Here is a 19,901-nt window from a genome sequence, read left to right as displayed (position 1 = left end):
GGGGGAGCTATAAGCGATGAAAGGCTCTCTAAAGGACTCCCCTGTTCAAAGTGCCTTCCTGAGCCAGAGGGAGAGGTCTGCAACAGACTCAGGGAGCTTGGAAGACTCAGAGAGCTTGAACCCTACTGCGAAACGGACAGCAAGCTCACGGAGTTTGAGGGATTCTTTGAGAGGGCTGTGGGTGCAAAGCCCTGGAGCCTCCAGAGGCTATGGGCAAAGAGGGTTCTCCGCGGACACTCCTTCGCCGTCGTTGCCCCGACGGGGGTCGGTAAGACCACCTTCGGTCTTGTAGCCTCAGCCTTTCTCCCTCCAAAGGTGCTCCTCATCTTTCCCACGAGGGTTCTCGCCAATCAGGCGGGGGAGAGGATAAGGGAGATACTGCAGAGGGTTGGTGTTGAGAAGAAGGTTCTCGTTTACGAGTCAAAGAAGAAGGTAAAGGAGCAGTTCCTCAGCGGAGACTTTGATGTCCTCTGTGGGACAAACATGTTTCTTCACAAGAACTTTGAGAACCTGAGCAAGTTCAAGTTCTCCTTCATATTCATTGACGACATAGACTCCTTCCTCAAGAGGTCAAAGAACGTTGATAACCTCTTCAAGCTCTTAGGCTTCAAGGACTGGGAGATAAAGCTCGCCCTCAAGGAGAAAAAGACCGAGAAAGACTGGGACAGGCTGTCCGCCATAAGAAACAGAAAGAGGGATACTGTCCTCGTCGTCTCCTCCGCAACCCTCAAGCCCAAGGGAAACAGGGTCTTTCTCTTTAGAAACCTCCTTGGCTTTGACGTTCAGAAGGCTGTAACCACGCTCAGGAACATAGTTGACGTGGCAGAGCCCGTCAAAGACCTTGATGAAGCCCTGCAAAGGTCCGCTGAGCTAATAAAAAGGCTCGGCAAGGGAGGACTCGTATATCTCTCCGTATTCTACGGCAAGGACAAGGTAAAGGACGTTGTTGAGTATTACAGGAGCAAAGGGATAAAGGCGGTCAGCTACCTTGACCACGATGCCAAGGAGCTCTACAGCATCCTTGAAAAGGGTGAGTTTGACGTCGCTGTCGGCATATCCCACATAACGAACCCCCTTGTCCGTGGTCTTGACCTCCCTCACGTTATAAGGTACGCGATATTCCTTGACCCGCCCAAGCACGTTTTCCCGACGAGCCTAAACCTCCAGCCTGCAACCCTCCACTCCTTACTCCTGATACTCTTTAATATCTTTGATGAGAAGGACCGCCTGAAGGCGGTGGAGTACATAAACTACCTCAAAAGGTATCTTACCCTCAGAGAGGAGCTCCTTGACAGATACCCCCGCATAAAGGAGAGGCTTGAGGAGATAAGGTCCTTCCTGGAGGAAAGGCTGAGGGATGAGAACTTCCTGAGAAAGATAGAGAGCTCCGAAGATGTATCCCTCGTCAGCGTTGAAGGACAGCTCTACGTGGTAGTGGGAGACGCCAACTCCTACATACAGGCTTCCGGGAGAACGTCAAGGTTCATAGCTGGTGGAATGACAAAGGGTCTATCCATACTCTTTTACTCCGACCCCAAAGCCTTCAGGTCTCTCAGAAGGAGGCTCTCAGCCTACTTCATGCAATCGGACGTTGTCTTCAAGAGGCTTGAAGAGATAGACCTTGAGGAGATACTCAGGGAGATAGATGAGGACAGGAGGAGAGCGAGGCTCGTCCTTGAGAAGAAGATAGTTCAGGAGATAAAGGACCTCTTCAAGACAAGCCTCGTCGTGGTTGAATCTCCCAACAAGGCGAGGACGATAGCGAGCTTCTTTGGAAAGCCCCAGATGAGGCTCATAAGGGATACGATAGCCTATGAGGTCCCCCTCGGAGAGAGGCTCCTCGTGATAACGGCGTCCCTCGGACACATCCTTGACCTCACTACCGACAGGGGCTTCTTCGGGGTCCTTGAGGACAGGAGGAGGTTCATACCTGTTTACGACACCATAAAGAGGTGTAAGGAGAAGGGAATCCAGCACACGGACCTCAGCTACCTCAGAAGCAGGTGCAGGGGCAAGGTGGAGGACAAGATAGAGATAATAAGGGCGCTCAGAGAGGCAGGCTACGAGGTGGATGAGGTCTTCGTTGCGACCGACCCGGATGCGGAGGGAGAGAAGATAGCCTACGACCTCTATCTGCTTCTCAGACCCTTCAACGTCAACATAAGGAGGTCTGAGTTCCACGAGGTAACGCCCAAGGCTTTCTGGGAAGCTGTCAGGAACCCCAGGGACTTTGACCTCAACCTTGTCAAAGCACAGATAGTTAGGAGGGTCCTTGACCGCTGGGTCGGCTTCACCCTGTCAAGGGTTCTCTGGAAAGTATTCAACAAGAATTGGTTCTCCGCAGGGAGGGTCCAGACCCCGGTCTTGGGCTGGGTGATTGAGAGGCACGAGAAGGCGAAGGAAAAGAGGGGAGAGGTTATCTTTGAGATAAACGGACAGACCTTCAGGGCGGATATAGAGGACCTATCCCTCGCAAAGAGCGTTTACGAAGACCTTGAGCTCGCAAGGGTATATCTCCACTCACCTCAGGAGGTTGAGAAGAAGCCCCTTCCACCCTACACAACCGACACAGTCCTTGAGGACGGGAGTGAGAAGCTCCACCTCTCAGCCCAGACTACGATGAAGGTCCTCCAGAACCTCTTTGAGGCTGGCTTGATAACCTACCACAGGACCGACTCAACACGGGTCTCCGATGCGGGGAAGTACCTCGTTGCCAAGCCCTTTATAGAGGAGAGGTTCGGCAGAGAGTTCTTCTACCCACGGAGCTGGGGAGAGGGGGGCGCCCACGAGTGTATAAGACCTACCAGACCGATAACACCCCAGGAGCTCAGGTTCATGATAACAGCTGGGACCATAGAACTTGAGGAACCCCAGTCCGCCCTTGGACTTTATGAGCTGATATTCAACAGATTCATGGCATCCCAGATGAGACCCGCTAAGGTTGTGGTTGAAAAACTTCACCTTGAGCTTCCCTACTACGACTGGGAGGAGGAAGTTGTTACTGAGGTTATTGAGCACGGCTTTGACCTCCTCTACCCAACCTTCACCCTCTTCAAGAAAGCGGAGGTTTACGATGTCAAGCCTTTGGAGCTGAGGGAGGTTCCAAAGGTTCCCCTCTTCACCCAGGGGAGCCTTATTCAGGAGATGAAGAGGAGAGGACTGGGAAGACCCTCCACCTATGCCCACATAGTCCAGACCCTTATTGATAGGGGCTACGTGAAAGAGGTAAAGGGGAGACTGGTGCCAACACGCATGGGGCTTGAGGTTTACTCTTACCTGAGGGAGAAGTACCCCGAGTACACCAGTGAGGAGCTCACGAGGAAGCTTGAAGAGGCTATGGATAGGATTGAGAGGGGTGAGCTTGATTACATGAAAGTCCTCAGGGATGTCTACAAGGTTAAAGACATACTCAAAGAGCTGGGAGAGGTAAGGACACCCGCGAGGTTTTACTATGAGTGATGTCTTAGCCCTCTTGCTGTTCTTAGTCATTATCCACGGCGTCCTCCTTCTTTACTGGAAGGGCATGGGAAGTGCGAGGAAGAAGAAGTACGAGAGGCTCTTTGGGAAGAGGGAGTGATGAGGAGGGTCGTCGTCATCTTCGGTCTCTCTGGCTCCGGGAAGTCCTTTCTGGCAAGGATACTCAGCGAGGAAATGGGCTACGAGTGGATAAGGAGCGATGTGGTTAGAAAGGAGCTGGCCGGGATCACACCTGAGAAGAGCGCAAAGGCGGGCTTTGGGGAGGGCATATACACGGAGGAGATGACGAGAAGGGTCTATGAGGAGATGGTCCGCAGGGCGGAAAAGCTCCTTAGAGAGGGAAAGAGGGTAGTCCTTGACGCTACCTTCCTCAGGAGGTGGCAGAGGGAATTGGTGAGGGAGAGGCTTGAGGACCCCCTCTTTATTCTGGCTACCGCAAGTGAGGAGGAGATAAGGAGAAGGCTCTCCACAAGGGTGGACGTCTCCGATGCGGACTTCGGTATATACCTCAGGCAGAGGGAGGTCTTTGAGCCTCCTGAAGGGGAGGAGTACGTTGAACTCAATACGGAGAGAAGCAGGGAAGAGCTTTCTTCAGTCCTCAAGAAGCTCATTGATGATTAGGTCCGCGGCATCAGGCACTGCAAAGCTTCCGATAGCGTCTCTCATTGAGCTTATGTTTGCAACTATCCTGTCCACGAGGGCTATCACCTTGTCAGTGGTGGCATCCTCCTGTCTGAGCACGAAACCCCCACCGAGCTCCTCTATCTCCTTTGCGTTGTAGTACTGATGGTCTCCCGCAGCGTAGGGGTAGGGTATGAAGAGGGCGGGTACCCTGAAGAAGGACAGCTCCGATACAGTTCCCGCGCCCGCACGGCAGACAGCGATCTCAGCTGCGGAGTATATTAGCCCCATATCTGTCCTGAAGGGATATACCCTTAGGTTCTCCACCTCTTGAGCCATCTCCTTGACCCTTCCGTAGTCCTTCTCCCCTGAGAGCAGGAGGGTGGGAGCACCCGTCTTTCGGGCAAAATCAAGGGCTAAGGAGTTTATAAACCTTGCCCCCTGGCTCCCTCCCATGAAGAGGATGAGAGGATCGGAAGGGCTGAAGCCGAGAGCCTCCTTGGCAGAGCCCTTATCAATCTTTGTGCTCAGAAGCTCCTCCCTGAGCGGAAGACCAGTCCTGACAACCCTCCTGTCTTTGAAGTACCTTCTCACGTATTCAAAGGTTATAAAAACCTTCCTTGCGAAGGGGGAAAAGAGCCTGTTGGTCATGCTCGGAACGGAGTTCTGCTCGTGGATGTATAGGGGCTTCCTTCTTAGCAGGGTGTAAAGCCCTACGGGGACGCTTGAGTACCCACCGAATATAAGCGAGCGAAATTCCCCGCCTACCCTATCCCTTAAGTAAGCCACCCCTCTCAGGAAGCCAAGTATCGCTTTCAGCCTTCCCAAAGGGGATACTCCCCTCAGAGGGTAGGTCTCCAAGAAGAGCTTCTCCTCCGGTATCAGGTGCTCAAGGGTCCTCTCAACGCCCCTCTGAGTCCCCACGTAGATGGTCTTTATCTTCCTCTCATGTGCCTTCCTTAGGACCGCAAGGGCTGGGAAGAAGTGCCCTCCTGTCCCGCCACCAGAGACCAGAATTCTCATCAGGCAATAAATTCTATAATGGAGGTGGGCTATGAGCGTAGTTATCTTGGCTGTACTTCTTTTCTCATATATGTCTTTAGCCACGCCCGAAGGGCGTCTCTTGTTTGAAAGTCACTGCATCCGCTGTCATGCTGAGGGTTCTAAAAAGCCTCTCAGCCTTCTGAGGAATAAGTACAGGGGGAACCCCTCGGATGTTGTTGAGCTTGCCAAGAGATGTCCCTGGGGGAGGGGTTTGTCCGATATGGAGATAAAGGTGATAGCTGACTGGCTGACAAGGGAGGAGTAAAATATATGAAAGGGGTAAGAAATTGAAGCATCTCAGCGAAGAGCAGTTGAAGGAGATAAAGGAGAGCCTTCTCAAGATGAGGGAAAGGCTCCTTGAGTCCGCCCAGGAGCAGATAAGGGACCCTTCCAACGTAGCCTTTGAGGGCGGTGATGAGATAGACAGGGCTGACCTTGAGGAGGAGAGGTACCTTACCTTCAGGATAAAGGGAAGGGAGGCGACCCTCATCCACAAGATAGATTACGCCCTCATGAAGATAGAGTCGGGTACCTACGGGGTCTGTGAGAACTGCGGTGCTCAGATACCCTACGAGAGGTTAAAGGCAAGACCGGTTACGACGATGTGCTTTGAGTGCAAGGAGCTGGAAGAGGAGCTTGAGAATGACTGAGAAGGACATGGACTGGGCTTTCCCAAGGATAAAGAGGCTCCCCCCGTATGTCTTCGCTGTTGTGAACGAGCTCAAGCACAAGCTCAGAAGGGAGGGAGAGGACATCATAGACCTCGGCATGGGAAACCCTACAACACCTCCAGCTCCCCATATAATTGAAAAGCTCTGCGAGGTGGCGAGAAGACCGAACGTCCACGGCTACTCCTCATCCAAGGGAATACCGAGGCTGAGAAAGGCTATCTGCGATTTTTACGAGAGGCGCTTCGGCGTCAAGCTTGACCCCGAGAGAGAAGCTATCATGACCATAGGCGCCAAAGAGGGGTATTCCCATCTCATGCTGGCGATGGTCACTCCCGGAAACTCCGTTATAGTGCCCAACCCTACCTACCCCATACACTACTATGCCCCGATAATAGCCGGCGGGGAGGTGAGGTCAATACCGATAGTCTTTGATGAGGGAGAGGATCCTCAGGAGGAGTTCCTCAGAAGGCTCTACCAGACGGTTAAAGAGTCCATGCCTCCCCCGGGTGTAGTTGTTGTGAGCTTTCCCCACAACCCAACGACGGTATGCGTTGAGAGAGAATTCTTCAAAGAGCTCGTTAGCTTTGCAAAGAGGAAAGGAATATGGATAGTCCACGACTTCGCCTATGCGGACATATCCTTTGATGGCTACAGACCTCCCTCAATCCTTGAGGTTGAAGGTGCAAAGGATGTGGCTGTTGAGCTCTACTCAATGTCAAAAGGCTTTTCAATGGCCGGGTGGAGGATAGCCTTTGCCCTCGGGAACGAGACGATAATAAGGAACCTTGCCCATCTGAAGAGCTACCTTGATTACGGCGTCTTTACCCCTATACAGGTGGCGGCGGTCATAGCCCTTGACAGCCCTTACGAGATAGTTGAGAAGAATGCTCGCATGTACGAGAGCAGGAGGAACATCCTCGTGGAGGGGCTCAGGAGTATGGGCTGGAACGTTGAGAAACCAAGGGGGACCATGTTCGTGTGGGCGAAGATACCCGAGTGGGTAGGTATGAACTCCCTTGACTTCTCAATGTACCTCCTGAGGGAGGCAAAGGTCGCTGTCTCTCCGGGCATAGGCTTTGGAGAGTACGGAGAGGGGTACGTAAGGTTTGCCCTCGTTGAGAACGAGCTGAGGATAAGGCAGGCGATCAGGGGGATAAGGAGGGCTTTCCGCAAGCTGCAGGCAACCGTATGAACAGGACGCTTCAGTTCGGAGAGGGTCTCTTTGAAACCATCCTCTGGAGGGGTGAGAACGAAAAGCTACAGCTCCACTACAACAGGCTCAGAAGCTCGGCAGAGTTCTTCTCAATCCCCTGTCCTACCTACGAAGAGTTCCTTGAATCCATAAGGACCGCCGTAGGCGGTGCTACAGACATCTACGTCAAGTACATTCTCCTTTCGCAAGGACCTGATTACTACGGTGCACAGCCAGAGGGCTACAGGGTTGATATAAAGGTAAGGGAAGCTCCAAGACCACCGGAAACCGTTGAGCTCTGCCTTTCCCCCTACAGGAGGCACTCAGCCAACCCTATCTTCAGACACAAGACAACGAGCTACCTTTTCAGCGTTCTTGTGAAGAGGGAAGCTGTCCACCGAGGATACTTTGACGGTGTTGTTCTCAACGAGAGGGAGGAGGTTACGGAGTGCTCCGCCTCAAACCTCATCCTTCTGAAAGGGGACAGGCTCTACACCCCAGCCCGTGAGAGCGGTCTCCTGCGGGGAACCACCCTTGAGCTCCTTAGCAGGAGCTTTGATATCCGTGAAGAGTACCTCACCCCCGAGGACCTCCTGAGGGCGGATTCTATCTTCCTCACCAACTCTCTTATGGGTATTGTCCCCGTCCTTTCCCTTGAAGGCGAGAAGAAGGAGATAAGCGGAGAGGTCCTAAGGGAGCTGAGGGAAGTCCTTTTATAAAGTGGAGACGAGGGGATTTGAACCCCCGACCTCCGCCGTGCGAGGGCGGCGCTCTCCCAGTCTGAGCTACGTCCCCTACTCAGGATATAAATTATACTTACTTCTTAAGATGGAAACGCTCAGAGACAGGAAGAGCTTAGAGACCAGAGAGCTCACCATAGTGAACGAGGTTGCGAAGGTTCTGAGCGGCAGCTCCGACTTTGAGGAGGCTGTCAAGGACATCCTCAAGACCCTCTACTCCTTCTGGGATGTAAGGCTAAGCTTTGTAGCCCTCTTCAAACCCCATCTGAAGGCTCTCCAGATAGTAGGAGCCTTCGGCTTCTCAGAGGAGGAGATAAAGAGGGGAATATTCAGGAAGGGTGAGGGGATAACGGGAAAGGTTTTCAAGAGCGGAATACCGGTTGTTCTGACCGACCTTCGCTCAAACCCAGCCTTACTCAACAAGACGAGGGTCAGGGACAAGCTCCAGGGAGGGGAGACCTTCATATCCGTTCCAGTCAAGGTGGGTGGCGACATAGTGGGAGTCCTGTCAATCTTCAAGAGCTTCTCCTCCAAGGAAAGCATAGAGAGGGGTATAGAGACCCTCATGATACTGGGGACCCTCATAGGGATGTTTTACAGGCTCAGCGAGCGTATGGAGGAGGAGAGACTCCAGTGGGAGGAGGAGAGGAAGATACTGAAGGAGGAGCTCAAGAAGACCTACGATATCCACGGCATAGTCGGACAGAGCGATGCAATCCTCAACCTAATTGAGGTCATCAAAAAGGTAGCCGCAACCGACAGCACAGTTCTGATAACAGGGGAGAGCGGGACAGGTAAGAGCCTTATAGCCAAGGCTATCCACTTCATGAGCCACCGCAAAGACGGACCCTTCATAACCATAAACTGCGCAGCTATACCCGAGACGCTCCTTGAGGCTGAGCTCTTCGGCTACGAGAAGGGAGCCTTTACGGGAGCCCATACCTCAAAGAGGGGGAAGTTTGAGCTTGCCAGCGGTGGGACCCTCTTCCTTGACGAGATAGGTGATATGCCCCTCAGCCTTCAGGCAAAGATACTCAGGGTCCTTCAGGAGAAGGAGATAGAAAGGCTTGGAAGTGAAAAGACTGTGAAGGTTGATGTTAGGGTGATCGCGGCTACAAACAAGGACCTCCACGAGCTTGTCAGGGAAGGGAAGTTCAGGGAGGACCTCTACTACAGGCTCAACGTCGTTCCCCTTTACGTTCCCGCCCTGAGGGAGAGGAAGGAGGACATACCCCTGCTCATTGACCACTTCCTCAGGAACTTCAACCAGAAGTACGGGAAGAAGGTCAGGCTCTCCCCCGACGCGATGGAAGCCCTCATGGACTACGGCTGGCCCGGAAACATAAGGGAGCTGGAGAACACCGTAGAGAGGCTTGTGGTCATGCACGAGGGGGTTGTGAAGGGGGTTGACATACCTCCCCACATCTTAGCCTACAGGAGAAGGTCGGTGTCCGAAAGCCTTTCAGACCTGCCCGACAAACTCCAGGCAACCGAGAGGGAGAAGATAGTGGAGGCTCTTGAAAGAACAGGCTACGTCAAGTCAAGAGCTGCTAAGCTCCTTGGCTACACCCTCAGACAGCTTGACTACAGGATAAAGAAGTACGGTATAGAGATAAAGAAGTTCTGATGCACTTCGGAGCCCTTACACCAGCCCTCTTCCTTGAAAGGCTGAACAGATTCGTCTGTCTTGTTGAGCTTGAGGGGAGAAAAGAGAAGGTTCTCCTTCGGAACACAGGCAGGCTAAAGGAGATACTCAGGAAAGGGAGGAGGGTATATCTGAGGGAGAAGGGAGGAGGTAAGTACAGGTATGAGCTCATCTTAGCTGACATGGGGAGAACCCTTGTGTGCCTTGACTCCCATATGCCCCCCAAGCTCCTTATTGAGTACATGGAAAGGGAAGGCTATCCCTGGGTTCTCAAGAGCTTTAGAACAGAGTTTGGAGTAAAGGGTTCAAGGTTTGATCTTCTCATAAACGACAAGATATTGGTTGAGACAAAATCTGTGAACCTGGTGAGAGATTCGGTAGCCCTCTTTCCCGATGCCCCGACAGAGAGGGGGAGAAGACACATAAGGGAGCTGATGGCATTGGCAAACGGGTACGAGCCAGCCGTCATATTCGTGGTTCAGAGGGAGGATGCAGAGCTCTTCAGCCCAAACTATGAGACCGACCCTGAGTTTTCTGAACTGTTGCTTGAGTTTTACAGAAGGGGTCACAGGGTTCAGGCTTTTGCCTGCAGGGTGAGCCTTGAGGAGATATACATAGAGAGGGAGATACCTGTCCGGTTCACATCACTCCCGCTTCCATCATGAAAACGGTAGAACAACAGCTTGGAGAGAGTACTGGCTCAAGCCCTATCCCCTTTGAGTAGGTGACCACACCCTCCGCTGGGAAGGCTATTCCGTTCACTCCTGCAAGCAGGGAGTATATGTCCAGCTTTACCCTCTCCGCACCCGCCGGTCTTGCACACCCAATCATTATCGGCGAGTCAGGCAGGCTCTTGCGGGCGTGCAGAACCACCCTGGCACTCTCCTCAGTGCTGGGGGGAGGAAGGAGCTGAAACTTCGCCTTGCCGTAGTAAGGCATAACCACCACCAAGACGAGGGCGTCAGGTCTGTACTTTGCTATCGTGTCAATAGCCCTGTACTCTCCCTTTATCCTTCCGTAGTGAAGACCTATTATCACGTGGGGCACTATCTTAAGCCCAGCTTCCTTCAAAAATCTCAGAGACCTGTCGTAATCCTCCACGCTCCTGTGGGGTAACTTGTAAACCTCTGAAATCGTCTCATCAGCACCTATTATGTCAAGTAGAACCGCATCAACCTCCGCTTCCCTGAGACCACCGGCGAACTCCTCATCAACGAGACCCACGTGGCAGGTAACGAGCATACCGAGCTCTCTCTTGACAGCCCTCATAGTATCAAAGAAGGGCTGAAGCTCCACTACACCGTCTTTGTTTGAGCCTCCCGAGACCAGGATACCCGTAACTCCCTGCTCCTTTAGCTCACTGCAGACCTTCCAGAGCTCCTCCGGCGTTGTAGCGGGTATCATGTGCCAGAGTATCTTGCTGGCACAGTGGTCACACATAAGCTCGCAGTTTCTACCCGTTATGGATATATCAACGAACTTAGGTGGGGTTTTGATGGAGAAGTCCTCAACCTCATAGTGTTTGAAGCCCGGACTGTGGAAGTAGACCTTCCTGCCGAAGTTTCTAAGTCTTATGTCTAAACCTTCGCTCAGCTCCTGAGCGAGCCTCTCGTCTATCTCAACATCTATATCTATCATGACTTTTTAAGAAGGGGGCAGAGCCCCCTTACCCTTTAACCACACTTAACGCCTTTTTCCTCTGCAACCTTCCTGAGAGCCTCCACAGCCTCAGGTCCCTTCATGAGCTGGTTTATGTCGTCGGGGTTCGTCGGCTTTAGCTTGACTATCCAGCCCTGACCGTAGGGGTCGTCGTTAACGAGGGCGGGATTTCCCTTGAGTACCTCATTGACCTCAACTATCTCCCCTTCAAAGGGTGCAGGCACGGGACCGACCCACTTTCCGCTCTCAATGGTCGCAACGCTCTTACCCTTCTTGACTGTCTTACCTATCTTCTTTGGGGTGTAGGCGACGAGCCTACCAGCCATAGCTGCAGCGATTGAGGTTAGCCCTACTGTGTAGGTTCCATCTCCGTTGTCCTTCACCCAGGTGAAGGCGTTCGCATCAGGGTCCACATGGTAGAGAAGGTCCTCCGGGACCTGGCATCCGTTTACCTCTGCCATTTTACACCTCCCGTCTATTGGAATTTAGAGATTATTGTATCCCATTTAGAAGACGATTAGCTTGTCAGCTTCCATTGCCCGTATGGCGAATTCGCTTGCAGGGACGACCCCGTCAAGCTCTGGTATCAGTTCCTCCTCCGTAAGCCCGAGGGAATCAACCGCCTGCTTACAGGAGAAGAACTTAACACCGGCGAGCTTGGCGTCCCTCATGAAGTCATAGACAGTCTTGGGCTTCTGTCCGTTTTGGGGGAAACAGTTCCCCTCTCCAACAGGACATATCTTCTCCGCTATTCCCTTCCTTATGAGGTTGGTCCCGTCCATATTGAAGAAGACCTCAACCTCAGCGTCGTTAGCTGCCATCAGGGCTGCTATATAGAAGGGCGAGGCACACCGCCAGGGTGTCCTCGGACCGCTCGTCATCAGTATTACTATCTTCTTCTCCTCTTCCATTCTCCCAGACCTCAGACAAGACCGAGCCTCTTGAGGACGGGTATGGGATCGGAGAGGTTGTCCTTTAACTTCACATCTCCGGCGCTGTAACCGAAGGCAAGTCCCATCAGCTGTGTGAAGTAGGCGGCGGGAACATCAACATCGGGCACTCCCTTCATCATGAGCCTGTGCCTGTACATCTCAAGGGAGGCGTGACAGAGGGGGCACTCGGTAGCTATTATGTCCGCACCGTTGCGCTTCGCTGTCTGGAGTATCATCATGACGAACTTTTCCGAGACCTGCTCATCGGAGAGGGAGTGGGGACCACCGCAGCACTGGGTGTGCATGGGCTCAAACTCAACGTTGGTGGCTCCAGCAGCCTCAAGGAGAGCCTCCATGTAGTAGGGATGTTCATCGTCGTCCGCCGTTTCTCTCATCCTCGGTCTCTCCTGCTCCTCGCTTCCGGAGTGGGAGTAAGTCCTCGCATAGAAGTGGGGTCTTGTGTAGAGACAGCCGTAGTAGTTTGCAACCTTAAGACCCTTAAGAGGCTTTTTCGTCCTCTCTCTGACCTTCTCAGGACCGGCTTCATGATAGAACCACTCAAGGATGTGGTAGGTGTGAGGTATATCGGAGAGAGGGTCAACACCGCCCTCTTTCAGGAGGGAGTTTATCCTCTCAAAGACGTTCTTGTCGGTCTCAAGGAAGTACTCAGCCCTCTGAAGGGAGAAGGAGCATCCGTTACAGGGTGCTACTATTACGCTGTGTCCCTGCCTCTTTGCGAGGGACATGTTCCTTGCATTCAGGAGCATCGTACCCCAGAAGGTAACGTTCTTTGTCTCCATAGCTCCGCAGCAGTTGTAGTCCTCAAGGTAGTCAAGCTCAAGACCGAGCTCCTTGGCGACTATCCTCGTTGATACATCGTAAGCCCTTGCTGCCCCTTCAAGGGAGCAACCGGGGTAGTATGCGACTCTCTTTCCTATACCGCCCATGGGCGGTTTTCTAACCTGTGCTACAGCCATCTCATCACCTCCTTAGCTTAGTGGGTATAGACTCCCTCTTCCTCCATAACCTTCCTGAGGACCTGCTTGAACTTGTTCCAGTTCTTGGTCCTCGGGTGGAAGAGCATGTGCTTTGCGTTGAGAATAAGGAAGCCTATGTTCATGTTCTTCAGAGGCTTTGCGGCAAGCTCCTTCAACCATTCGGGGACACCGCCTATGAAGGGTATGGGCTTCTTTAGTATGGGGTCCTTGACAACCTGATAGCCCTGCTTCTCTACCCAGCCAAAGAGTAGCTCTCCGTCCTCTATCCTTCCGTACTCGTAAACGCTGTCAAGGAAGAACTTGTCAAACTTCTTAGAGGGGTACTCCTCTATTATTCCCCTCTTAGCCATCACCCTCAGGATTGCCTTGAGGACCTCCTCCACGAGCACACCTTTGGGGCATCTGTGGGTGCACTTGTGGCAGGATACACACCTCCACATCACGTCTGCACGCTTCTGGAGCTCGTCAATTAGCCCGAGCCTTGCGAGATAGATGAAGTGCCTGGGGTTGTACCTCTCGTCCCAGTAGTTGTGGACGGGGCAGGAGGCTGTGCAGTAGGAACATTGATAGCAGTTCACTATGGTCTTTCCCTCAGGCTGGGCTATGACCTCATCGTAGAACTCAAGGTCGTAGTCGTTGACCACACGGGGGAGTATTATGAGGTTCCAGTCCCCCGAAACGTCAACACCGTCTATAACAAGCCTGTCCTTCCTCAGGACCCTTTCCGGGTCAACGAGACTTCTCTCGTGGATAGCCATCTCTGCACCTCCTAAGTAAATTCAACAGGGGCGTTGACCCCGAGGAGCCTCTTCGCCATCACACCAGCGGGTGGGAAGAAGCCCTTTGCACTGTGCATAGTTGATAAGGTCATGTAATCAACGTAGGTTGCGTATATCATGGCTAGGAATATGTCCACGAACAGGTATCCCTTTACCTTTATGCCGAACTCCTGGAGCTTCTCCGCTATCTGTTCGTAAACCTGCTTGAACTGTTCGTAGGTCTCACCGTACATGCGTCTGCCTCTTCCCCCTGTGGGTGGCTCCTCCTTGAGGAAAACTATGGCTCCAGTTTCGCTCTCTGGATCCCATATCCAGCTGGTCCAGAGGATGTACTTGTCCGGAAAGGTGAAGTGGAGGAGCTCGGCAGCTATATCCCTTGCAGACTTTCTATCCACGCCCCTTATCTGCTTCGCAAACTCCTCAACCTTTTCTTCCCAGCTCCTCTCTTCGGCTTTCTTCTTCCTGAATATTCCGCCCTTCTCGTCTCCGTAAAGAAGGTCGCTTATAGCCTTCTTGAGTCTGTCCAAGCCCGTTTCTTCTATGATCTTTTTCTTCTTCCTTCGGGCTGCGAATATCTTGTCAAATACCTGCTCAAGCTCCTCCTCTTTCAGGGAAGGCAGCCTCTCCTTGGCGAGGGTATTCCTGAAGAACTCTGCCTTTTCCACGAGCTCCTGATAGAACTCTTGGGCGAAGTCTTCTCCCTCACCAAGGATCTTTATCAGGTAGTCCCTTATGAGGGCGTCGTCTAACGTGACAGCCTTAAAGCCGCCTTCCTTCTTCTCTTCACTCATATTACGCTGACACCTTTGCTCCTATAAACGTTGCAGCTTCTGCTCCGGCAGCCTCACCCTCGGAGAGGGAGGACTCTATATCAATTGGTCCCTTACAGGCGCCGGCTATAAATACTCCGGCTTTGTTGGAGATTATGTTTGAACCAGCATCCTCTGCCGGGAGGAGAAACTGGCTATCAGGGTCCTGAGCAAGACCGAGTATCTTGGCAACCTTCTTCGTTCCCTCGGAGGGCTCCATCCCCAGAACGAGAACCACGAGGTCCATCGGTATCTCCGCAGGTCTCTGGACTATGGTGTCCTCGTGCTTCACCCTGAGCCTTCCATCGGTTGGGCTGTAGGTTATCTCCGCTATCCTACCCCTGACGTATCTGACACCGTACTTCTCCTGAGGAGCCCAGTAGAAGGGATACTCCCAGGTTCCGTAGGTCCTCACGTCCATGTAGTAGCAGAAGACATCAACATCCGGATACTTCTCCCTTATCTCGGATCCCTGAAGACCCGAGAGGGCGCATCCGTACCTACAGCAGTGGACGTTCGTGACACCGAGCTGCCTGTCCCTTGAACCCACACAGAACACGAAGGCGACCCTCTTGGGCATCTGCCCGTTGGAAGGTCTGTATAGCTTCCCTTCCCTTGAGAACATCTGTTCAAGCTCAAGGTTGGTTATGACGTCGGGGTATATGCCGTATCCGAGCTCACCCTTTCTCTTGGCATCAAAGTGCTGGAATCCGGTTGCCACGACTATTGCGGCTACCTCATGCTCCTCTCCGTTGGAGAGCTTCACCTTGAAGTTGGGCGCCTCACCCTCACAGGCTTCCAGCTCAACACCGAGCTTGACATCAACGTTTGGATTGTTCTGGACCTCTTCAATGAAGGGTCCTATGACCTGCTGAGGGGTCATCTTTCTGGGTATGAGGGTGTGGTAGTCCTCAAGAACGGGTCTTCCTCCTAGCTTCTGCTCCTTCTCAATGAGGATCGTGGGAATTCCGAGCTTTCCGAGGGTCCTTGCCGCTGCAAGACCCGCTGGACCTCCTCCTACCACCAGAACGCTCTTAGCCATCTCCAACCTCCTTAATCAGATGTAGTGGAAAAAGGGGGCCTGCGCCCCCTTTACTATCAAGCTCAGGACTTGAACAGAGGCATGTCCGCAGTAGCAGACCTCTTCCTCTTGAACCCGTCGGAAGTTCTGCTGTAAGGCTCGTAGAGGTCGTACTCCTTGAAGAACTCCATCAGCTCGTCGTACTTACCTTCCTTCTCAAGCTCAGCTATGTGCTTGACCGTGTCTTCCCACTCCTTCCTGAGCTCCTTCCAGTTGGTTATACCCATCTTCTCAAGGAGGGGCTCGTAGTTGGAGCAGTTCCAGTAGAGCTGGACTATCTTGAAGGGGTGGGCTCCGCAGGCGAGGGCTGCGAACATGACATCCGACATGACCGCTACCGGGTGATACATTCCGTGAGCCTTACCTATCCACTGGTTCTTCTCAAAGGTTGTTGTGCATCCCGTGTCGTGGGTAACTATGAGGTCTGCCTTTATCTCCTCTGCTATAACCTTCAGCTTCCTCTGTATGGCGAAGGACCTCGTGAACTCCCTCTCTGTGAGTATGTGCCTGAAACCGAAACCACAGCAGTCGTACCAGGTTGAGTAGTCAACGACCTGAGCACCGAGGGCTTTTACAACGGCGGTTGAGGCTGCAGGTCTCTGTCCGTTGTAAACTTCGGCATCGTAGGGGTAGTCGTCAGCCATCATCTTCCAAGTGTGGCAGGCGTTGTGGATCGCTACCCTTACGTTGGATACATCTATACCCTTTGGCTTACCTTCCTTCTCGTAGAGCTCGGCTATCTTGTGCCTTACCGCGTGGACCCACTCGGAGTAGTGAACGACCTCTTGGGGTATAACTATCCTTCCGTCCTCGGTGAGCCTTCCGAGCTTCTTGAGGATGGGCTTTACGGCGTCTCTGAGCTCCTTGTTAAAGATGAGCTGCTCCCTCGTCTCCTTGTAAGAGCCGAAAGAAGTTCCACAGTGGATGAGCGGGTAGTAGCCCGTCTTCCAAGCCTGGTGCATGTTCCTGAGCCAGACAGCTGCGAGAGCGACGGGGTTTGAAGTTCCAGAACCGTGGTAGTTCCAAGCTGTGCAGGATGTCTGGTGAGGCTCGTTCAGGTAGTCGTACCCGAACTTGTTCATGAACCAGAATATTGAGGCTGGATATCCGGGTATGTTACCGCACTGACCGCAGGACTTGTGGTGCCAGAGCTTTGCGGTAGGAACGGTCTTTATCCTTCCCGTCCTCGTGAAGACCTCAACGGGCTTGTTCTCCTCGGTTATCCTGTAGACGAGGATCTCGCCCTTCTCTTCAAGCTCGTGCATCTCCTCAAAGAGATGGTCATAGTGCGAGTGTTTGTTAAGTATTGGAAAGGGTTCAGGGTCCGCATATCTCAAGTAAGGACTCTTCCCATGTCCCATAACTACACCTCCTACGGTTTTTTTGGGGTTTCAGCCCCTTTCATTAACATAATTACTCCTCTTCCTCCTCTTCCATGAGCTCTTCCCACCTCTCCTCGTTTTCCTCAACAATGTCCATTATGACGTTGTAGAGGTTGGGGTCGAGCTTCTCCAGCATTTCAAATATGCCGGTCTCTCTCCATATCGTGTACATCTCTATTGCGGTCTCAAGGGAGACCTCCCATGCGGTCTTGACGGACTTTCCGACGTCAAAGGGAATAGCCATCCTCTTAGCCCTGACGTTCTCCATGTTGTCCTGCATCTTGGGTCCCCAGTCGGGGAAGAAGTCCGGCTGAAGCATGTCCGCCGAGAGCTGGTTACCAGTCGTCATGACCTTGAGAAGAACCCTTCCGTAAGGCTTAAGGAGGTCCTTGGTTGCCTCAAAGGCGTTTCTCACGGCAACCTCTCTCATTATGATCACGAGTCCGCCGGGGTTGTTCACGAAGGGACACCTTATCCAGCAGGTAAAACACTGGGAACATGCCCAGATGTACTCGTGCATCATGTCGTAGATGACTTCCACGTCCTCTTCCAGGAACCTCTGAACTATCTCCCTCGGAGAGTAGTCAAAGAATCTATTGGAAGGGCAGGATGCCGTGCAGACTCCGCAGTTCAGGCAACCGAAGAGGAACTCCTTAAACCTGAAGTCGGACTTGACCTCCTCGTAAACCCTAACCTTCTCTTCCCAAGGAACCTCCTTGGTCTTCTCAGATATGGGAATGTTGTATCCGTAAGGATGTCCTTCCATCTCCAATACCTCCTTAACTAAGTGTGCTCACATACTAAGTTAGTTTCTTTTCTTCGGGAGGACAAAAAAATTTCGTTATAGCTATATAAAAATATGCTTATAATCATATTTTTGGGGGAGGGGGAATGCTCCCCCTTCGTTGTCTTACAAGGATATGACAGCATACTCACCGCTCATGAGCTTGTCTAAGAAGGCTGCCCCACCGATTATACCGTCGCAGAGCTCTTCGTTCACGTCTTCCTTCTTATAAACATCGGTGAGGTCAAGGGAGGGAACACAGAGGTATATCTTCACCCCAGCTTCCTTCGCCATGACTATGAAGTCGTAAACAGTCTGCTCAACACCGGGTCTGACCTTTACCTTCTTGGCGTTGTCCTTCATCAGAAGGAAGCCCGCCTCTGAGGTTATAACCATCTCAACCTCATAGTCCATCGTTGTTGCTGCGGTGGCTAAGAAGAAGGGTGCTCCCGCCTGTGGGTTTATAAGCTCTCCGGTTGTGGGTTCAGCCCTCTCAAAGAAGGGAACGGTGAGGATGTAGAAAAGGAGCTTCTCAAACTCTTCTGCCGCCATCAGACTCCTCCTAAAGTTTTTTAGACAAAGATGATCATAGGCTTGTCTGCCTCAAGGACGTAGTTTATGAACGTAGCAGCTCCTCCCGGAGGCTCAAGACCATCAATCAGGTCCTCGTACTTGTAGCCGAAGAGCTCCATCGTCATCTGACAGGGTATTAGCTTGACGTCCGCTTCCTTGCACAGCTCAATTAGCTCCTCAACGCTGGCGACACCGTGGTCCTTCATCGTCTTCTTCATCATAGCCGTCATGAAGTCGGTCATGCCGGGTATGATACCCATTATCTGGGGAGGACCCGGGAATATAGCCTCCATAAGACCGGCGAGCTGGCCCGCTATGGGCGTCTTCTTAACGGAAGGGGGAAAAGCCATCGGCATTCCGGGGTTGCCGATAGGAGCTATCTTGAGCTGTTTCATCTTCTCCCTGTGGATTATGTTCAGTCCGTAAAAGGTGAAGAATATGGCGGTCTCAACCCCGAGGGAAGCCGCCGTTGAGGCGAGGATAAGAGGAGGGTAAGCCCAGTCCAGTGTTCCTTTTGTAGCTATTATTGCCAGTCTTTCTGTAGCCATGGCTACCCTCCTATATCACTTCTTCCTGATGTAGAAGATGTACTTACCTCCTTCTTCCACGGTTTCAACGAGTTCATGCCCTGTCCTTTGGCAGAAGGCTGGAATATCAGCCTTTGAGCCTGGGTCCGTGGATATGACCTCAAGGATCTGTCCACTCTGGAGCTCCTCCAGAGCCTTCTTGGTCTTCAGAACTGGTAGGGGACAGTTGAGCCCCGAAGTATCAAGGGTCTTATCAGCGGTAACGCTTGCCATACTTCACACCTCCTTTCAGGTTTAGGTGGATATCCCTTAATTAGATTATCACCATATTTTTATAAAGTGACTATTACTTTTTATTAATAGGTAGATAAACCCCATTTATAATTGCCTGGGGCTACCTGGAGTATAAGTTTAATACGATGGACAGGAAGGAGGAGATACTGAGGCTTGTTGAGGAGGGCTTTAACACAGCCAAGGAGCTCTCCAGGTACTTCAACGTCTCCCTGATGACCATATACAGGGATCTCAAGGAGCTTGAGGAGGAGGGAAGGATAGTTCGCAGGCACGGCTTTATTGAGCTCAAGAAGGAGGAGGAGCCCCAGGGCAACGTCTGTGCTGTATGCGGTAAGGAGGTGGAGCTTAGGCTCGCCTTTATATACATACTGAAGGGAGGGAAGAAGGTACACACCTGCTGTGCCCACTGCGGGCTCATAGCCTTCAAGACCGTGGGCAGGGATAAGGTTGAGATGGCGATAGCGAGGGACTTCATAACCTGCAATCCCATAAACGCCTTCATGGGTAGCTTCGTTGTCGGGAGCTCTGTCGCACCCTGTTGCACTCCCTCAGCCTTTGTCTTCGCGAGCCCTGAAGATGCCCAGAAGTTTGCAAAAGGCTTTGGGGGAGAGGTTGCCCAGTTCGGGGAAGCTGTGAAGAAGATGGAAGAGCTAATGAAATCGGGGCAAAGGGTCGATATATCCCTTTAGGAGG

The 19,901-nt window shown here is 52.4% G+C and carries 23 protein-coding genes and 1 tRNA gene; 10 read left to right on the top strand and 14 right to left on the bottom strand.

Translation table 11 applies throughout. The features are described from left to right. The 3 genes from rgy to AC1HCM_RS05210 form a co-directional block, all read left to right on the top strand. Positions 1 to 3,459 (top strand): reverse gyrase (gene rgy, locus AC1HCM_RS05220; RefSeq protein ID WP_479460710.1); only part of this gene is annotated, 3,459 nt, incomplete at its 5' end. After that, positions 3,452 to 3,577 (top strand): hypothetical protein, encoded by a 126-nt coding sequence (locus tag AC1HCM_RS05215; RefSeq protein ID WP_479460709.1) that lies wholly within the window; start codon positions 3,452 to 3,454, stop codon positions 3,575 to 3,577. The genes rgy and AC1HCM_RS05215, both read left to right, overlap by 8 nt. Next, positions 3,577 to 4,098: a P-loop nucleotide/nucleoside kinase family protein gene (locus tag AC1HCM_RS05210; RefSeq protein ID WP_479460708.1), complete on the top strand. Its 522-nt coding sequence runs from the start codon at positions 3,577 to 3,579 to the stop codon at positions 4,096 to 4,098. The genes AC1HCM_RS05215 and AC1HCM_RS05210 overlap by 1 nt, the downstream gene beginning before the upstream one ends. Here the strand turns inward: AC1HCM_RS05210 and murG are convergent. Continuing rightward, a complete protein-coding gene (murG, locus tag AC1HCM_RS05205) occupies positions 4,069 to 5,121 on the bottom strand; it encodes an undecaprenyldiphospho-muramoylpentapeptide beta-N-acetylglucosaminyltransferase (RefSeq protein ID WP_479460707.1) in 1,053 nt (350 codons plus the stop codon). The genes AC1HCM_RS05210 and murG overlap by 30 nt on opposite strands. 31 nt (positions 5,122 to 5,152) lie before the next feature. On the opposite strand from murG, the gene AC1HCM_RS05200 reads away from it, so the two are divergent. Genes AC1HCM_RS05200 through AC1HCM_RS05185 form a run of 4 tightly spaced genes read left to right on the top strand, consistent with a single transcriptional unit; the run spans position 5,153 to position 7,724 of the window. Further along, positions 5,153 to 5,407 carry a c-type cytochrome gene (locus AC1HCM_RS05200; RefSeq protein WP_479460706.1) on the top strand — a complete coding sequence of 85 codons (255 nt, stop codon included), beginning with the start codon at positions 5,153 to 5,155 and terminating at the stop codon, positions 5,405 to 5,407. A 22-nt stretch (positions 5,408 to 5,429) separates the two neighbouring features. After that, complete coding sequence (dksA, locus tag AC1HCM_RS05195; RefSeq protein ID WP_479460705.1) at positions 5,430 to 5,792, top strand: RNA polymerase-binding protein DksA; 363 nt, start codon at positions 5,430 to 5,432, stop codon at positions 5,790 to 5,792. After that, positions 5,785 to 7,005, top strand: coding sequence for an aminotransferase class I/II-fold pyridoxal phosphate-dependent enzyme (locus tag AC1HCM_RS05190; RefSeq protein WP_479460704.1), 1,221 nt, complete (start codon positions 5,785 to 5,787; stop codon positions 7,003 to 7,005). The genes dksA and AC1HCM_RS05190 overlap by 8 nt, the downstream gene beginning before the upstream one ends. Next, positions 7,002 to 7,724: an aminotransferase class IV gene (locus AC1HCM_RS05185; protein ID WP_479460703.1), complete on the top strand. Its 723-nt coding sequence runs from the start codon at positions 7,002 to 7,004 to the stop codon at positions 7,722 to 7,724. Before AC1HCM_RS05190 ends, AC1HCM_RS05185 begins: the two co-directional genes overlap by 4 nt. 2 nt (positions 7,725 to 7,726) lie before the next feature. Here AC1HCM_RS05185 and AC1HCM_RS05180 read toward each other — a convergent pair. Continuing rightward, positions 7,727 to 7,800 (bottom strand) — tRNA-Ala (locus AC1HCM_RS05180). 33 nt (positions 7,801 to 7,833) lie between these two features. On the opposite strand from AC1HCM_RS05180, the gene AC1HCM_RS05175 reads away from it, so the two are divergent. Together AC1HCM_RS05175 and sfsA are read left to right on the top strand one after the other, a co-directional pair. After that, a complete protein-coding gene (locus tag AC1HCM_RS05175) occupies positions 7,834 to 9,372 on the top strand; it encodes a sigma-54-dependent Fis family transcriptional regulator (RefSeq protein WP_479460702.1) in 1,539 nt (512 codons plus the stop codon). Then, complete coding sequence (gene sfsA, locus AC1HCM_RS05170) at positions 9,372 to 10,055, top strand: DNA/RNA nuclease SfsA (protein WP_479460701.1); 684 nt, start codon at positions 9,372 to 9,374, stop codon at positions 10,053 to 10,055. The genes AC1HCM_RS05175 and sfsA overlap by 1 nt, the downstream gene beginning before the upstream one ends. Here sfsA and AC1HCM_RS05165 read toward each other — a convergent pair. The 12 genes from AC1HCM_RS05165 to AC1HCM_RS05110 form a co-directional block, all read right to left on the bottom strand. Beyond that, a complete protein-coding gene (locus AC1HCM_RS05165) occupies positions 10,030 to 11,028 on the bottom strand; it encodes a radical SAM protein (RefSeq protein WP_479460700.1) in 999 nt (332 codons plus the stop codon). The two genes, sfsA and AC1HCM_RS05165, sit on opposite strands and share 26 nt — an antisense overlap. Before the next feature lie 35 nt (positions 11,029 to 11,063). Continuing rightward, positions 11,064 to 11,510 (bottom strand): glycine cleavage system protein GcvH, encoded by a 447-nt coding sequence (gene gcvH, locus AC1HCM_RS05160; RefSeq protein ID WP_479460699.1) that lies wholly within the window; start codon positions 11,508 to 11,510, stop codon positions 11,064 to 11,066. A gap of 45 nt (positions 11,511 to 11,555) precedes the next feature. Continuing rightward, positions 11,556 to 11,960, bottom strand: coding sequence for a DsrE family protein (locus AC1HCM_RS05155; protein ID WP_479460698.1), 405 nt, complete (start codon positions 11,958 to 11,960; stop codon positions 11,556 to 11,558). 11 nt (positions 11,961 to 11,971) lie between these two features. Then, a complete protein-coding gene (locus AC1HCM_RS05150) occupies positions 11,972 to 12,928 on the bottom strand; it encodes a CoB--CoM heterodisulfide reductase iron-sulfur subunit B family protein (RefSeq protein ID WP_479460711.1) in 957 nt (318 codons plus the stop codon). 47 nt (positions 12,929 to 12,975) lie between these two features. After that, positions 12,976 to 13,737 carry a 4Fe-4S dicluster domain-containing protein gene (locus AC1HCM_RS05145; RefSeq protein ID WP_479460697.1) on the bottom strand — a complete coding sequence of 254 codons (762 nt, stop codon included), beginning with the start codon at positions 13,735 to 13,737 and terminating at the stop codon, positions 12,976 to 12,978. 11 nt (positions 13,738 to 13,748) lie between these two features. Next, positions 13,749 to 14,549 (bottom strand): hypothetical protein, encoded by an 801-nt coding sequence (locus tag AC1HCM_RS05140; RefSeq protein ID WP_479460696.1) that lies wholly within the window; start codon positions 14,547 to 14,549, stop codon positions 13,749 to 13,751. 1 nt (position 14,550) lies between these two features. Further along, complete coding sequence (locus AC1HCM_RS05135; protein ID WP_479460695.1) at positions 14,551 to 15,609, bottom strand: FAD-dependent oxidoreductase; 1,059 nt, start codon at positions 15,607 to 15,609, stop codon at positions 14,551 to 14,553. A gap of 62 nt (positions 15,610 to 15,671) precedes the next feature. Next, positions 15,672 to 17,009: a heterodisulfide reductase-related iron-sulfur binding cluster gene (locus AC1HCM_RS05130; protein ID WP_479460694.1), complete on the bottom strand. Its 1,338-nt coding sequence runs from the start codon at positions 17,007 to 17,009 to the stop codon at positions 15,672 to 15,674. A 52-nt stretch (positions 17,010 to 17,061) separates the two neighbouring features. Beyond that, on the bottom strand, positions 17,062 to 17,796 hold the full coding sequence (locus AC1HCM_RS05125) for a 4Fe-4S dicluster domain-containing protein (protein WP_479460693.1): 735 nt from the start codon (positions 17,794 to 17,796) through the stop codon (positions 17,062 to 17,064). A gap of 144 nt (positions 17,797 to 17,940) precedes the next feature. After that, positions 17,941 to 18,366, bottom strand: coding sequence for a DsrE family protein (locus AC1HCM_RS05120; RefSeq protein WP_479460692.1), 426 nt, complete (start codon positions 18,364 to 18,366; stop codon positions 17,941 to 17,943). Between the two features lie 20 nt (positions 18,367 to 18,386). Then, positions 18,387 to 18,935, bottom strand: coding sequence for a DsrE/DsrF/DrsH-like family protein (locus tag AC1HCM_RS05115; protein ID WP_479460691.1), 549 nt, complete (start codon positions 18,933 to 18,935; stop codon positions 18,387 to 18,389). Between the two features lie 15 nt (positions 18,936 to 18,950). Further along, positions 18,951 to 19,187, bottom strand: coding sequence for a sulfurtransferase TusA family protein (locus AC1HCM_RS05110; RefSeq protein WP_479460690.1), 237 nt, complete (start codon positions 19,185 to 19,187; stop codon positions 18,951 to 18,953). A 146-nt stretch (positions 19,188 to 19,333) separates the two neighbouring features. Between AC1HCM_RS05110 and AC1HCM_RS05105 the strand changes: the two genes are divergently transcribed. Then, on the top strand, positions 19,334 to 19,897 hold the full coding sequence (locus tag AC1HCM_RS05105; protein WP_479460689.1) for a DeoR family transcriptional regulator: 564 nt from the start codon (positions 19,334 to 19,336) through the stop codon (positions 19,895 to 19,897). The last annotated feature ends 4 nt before the right edge of the window (positions 19,898 to 19,901 follow it).

This window comes from Hydrogenivirga sp., from assembly GCF_056450045.1.
The sequence above is the reverse complement of the archived record's forward strand: the minus strand, read 5'-3'. Positions and strand labels throughout refer to the sequence as shown.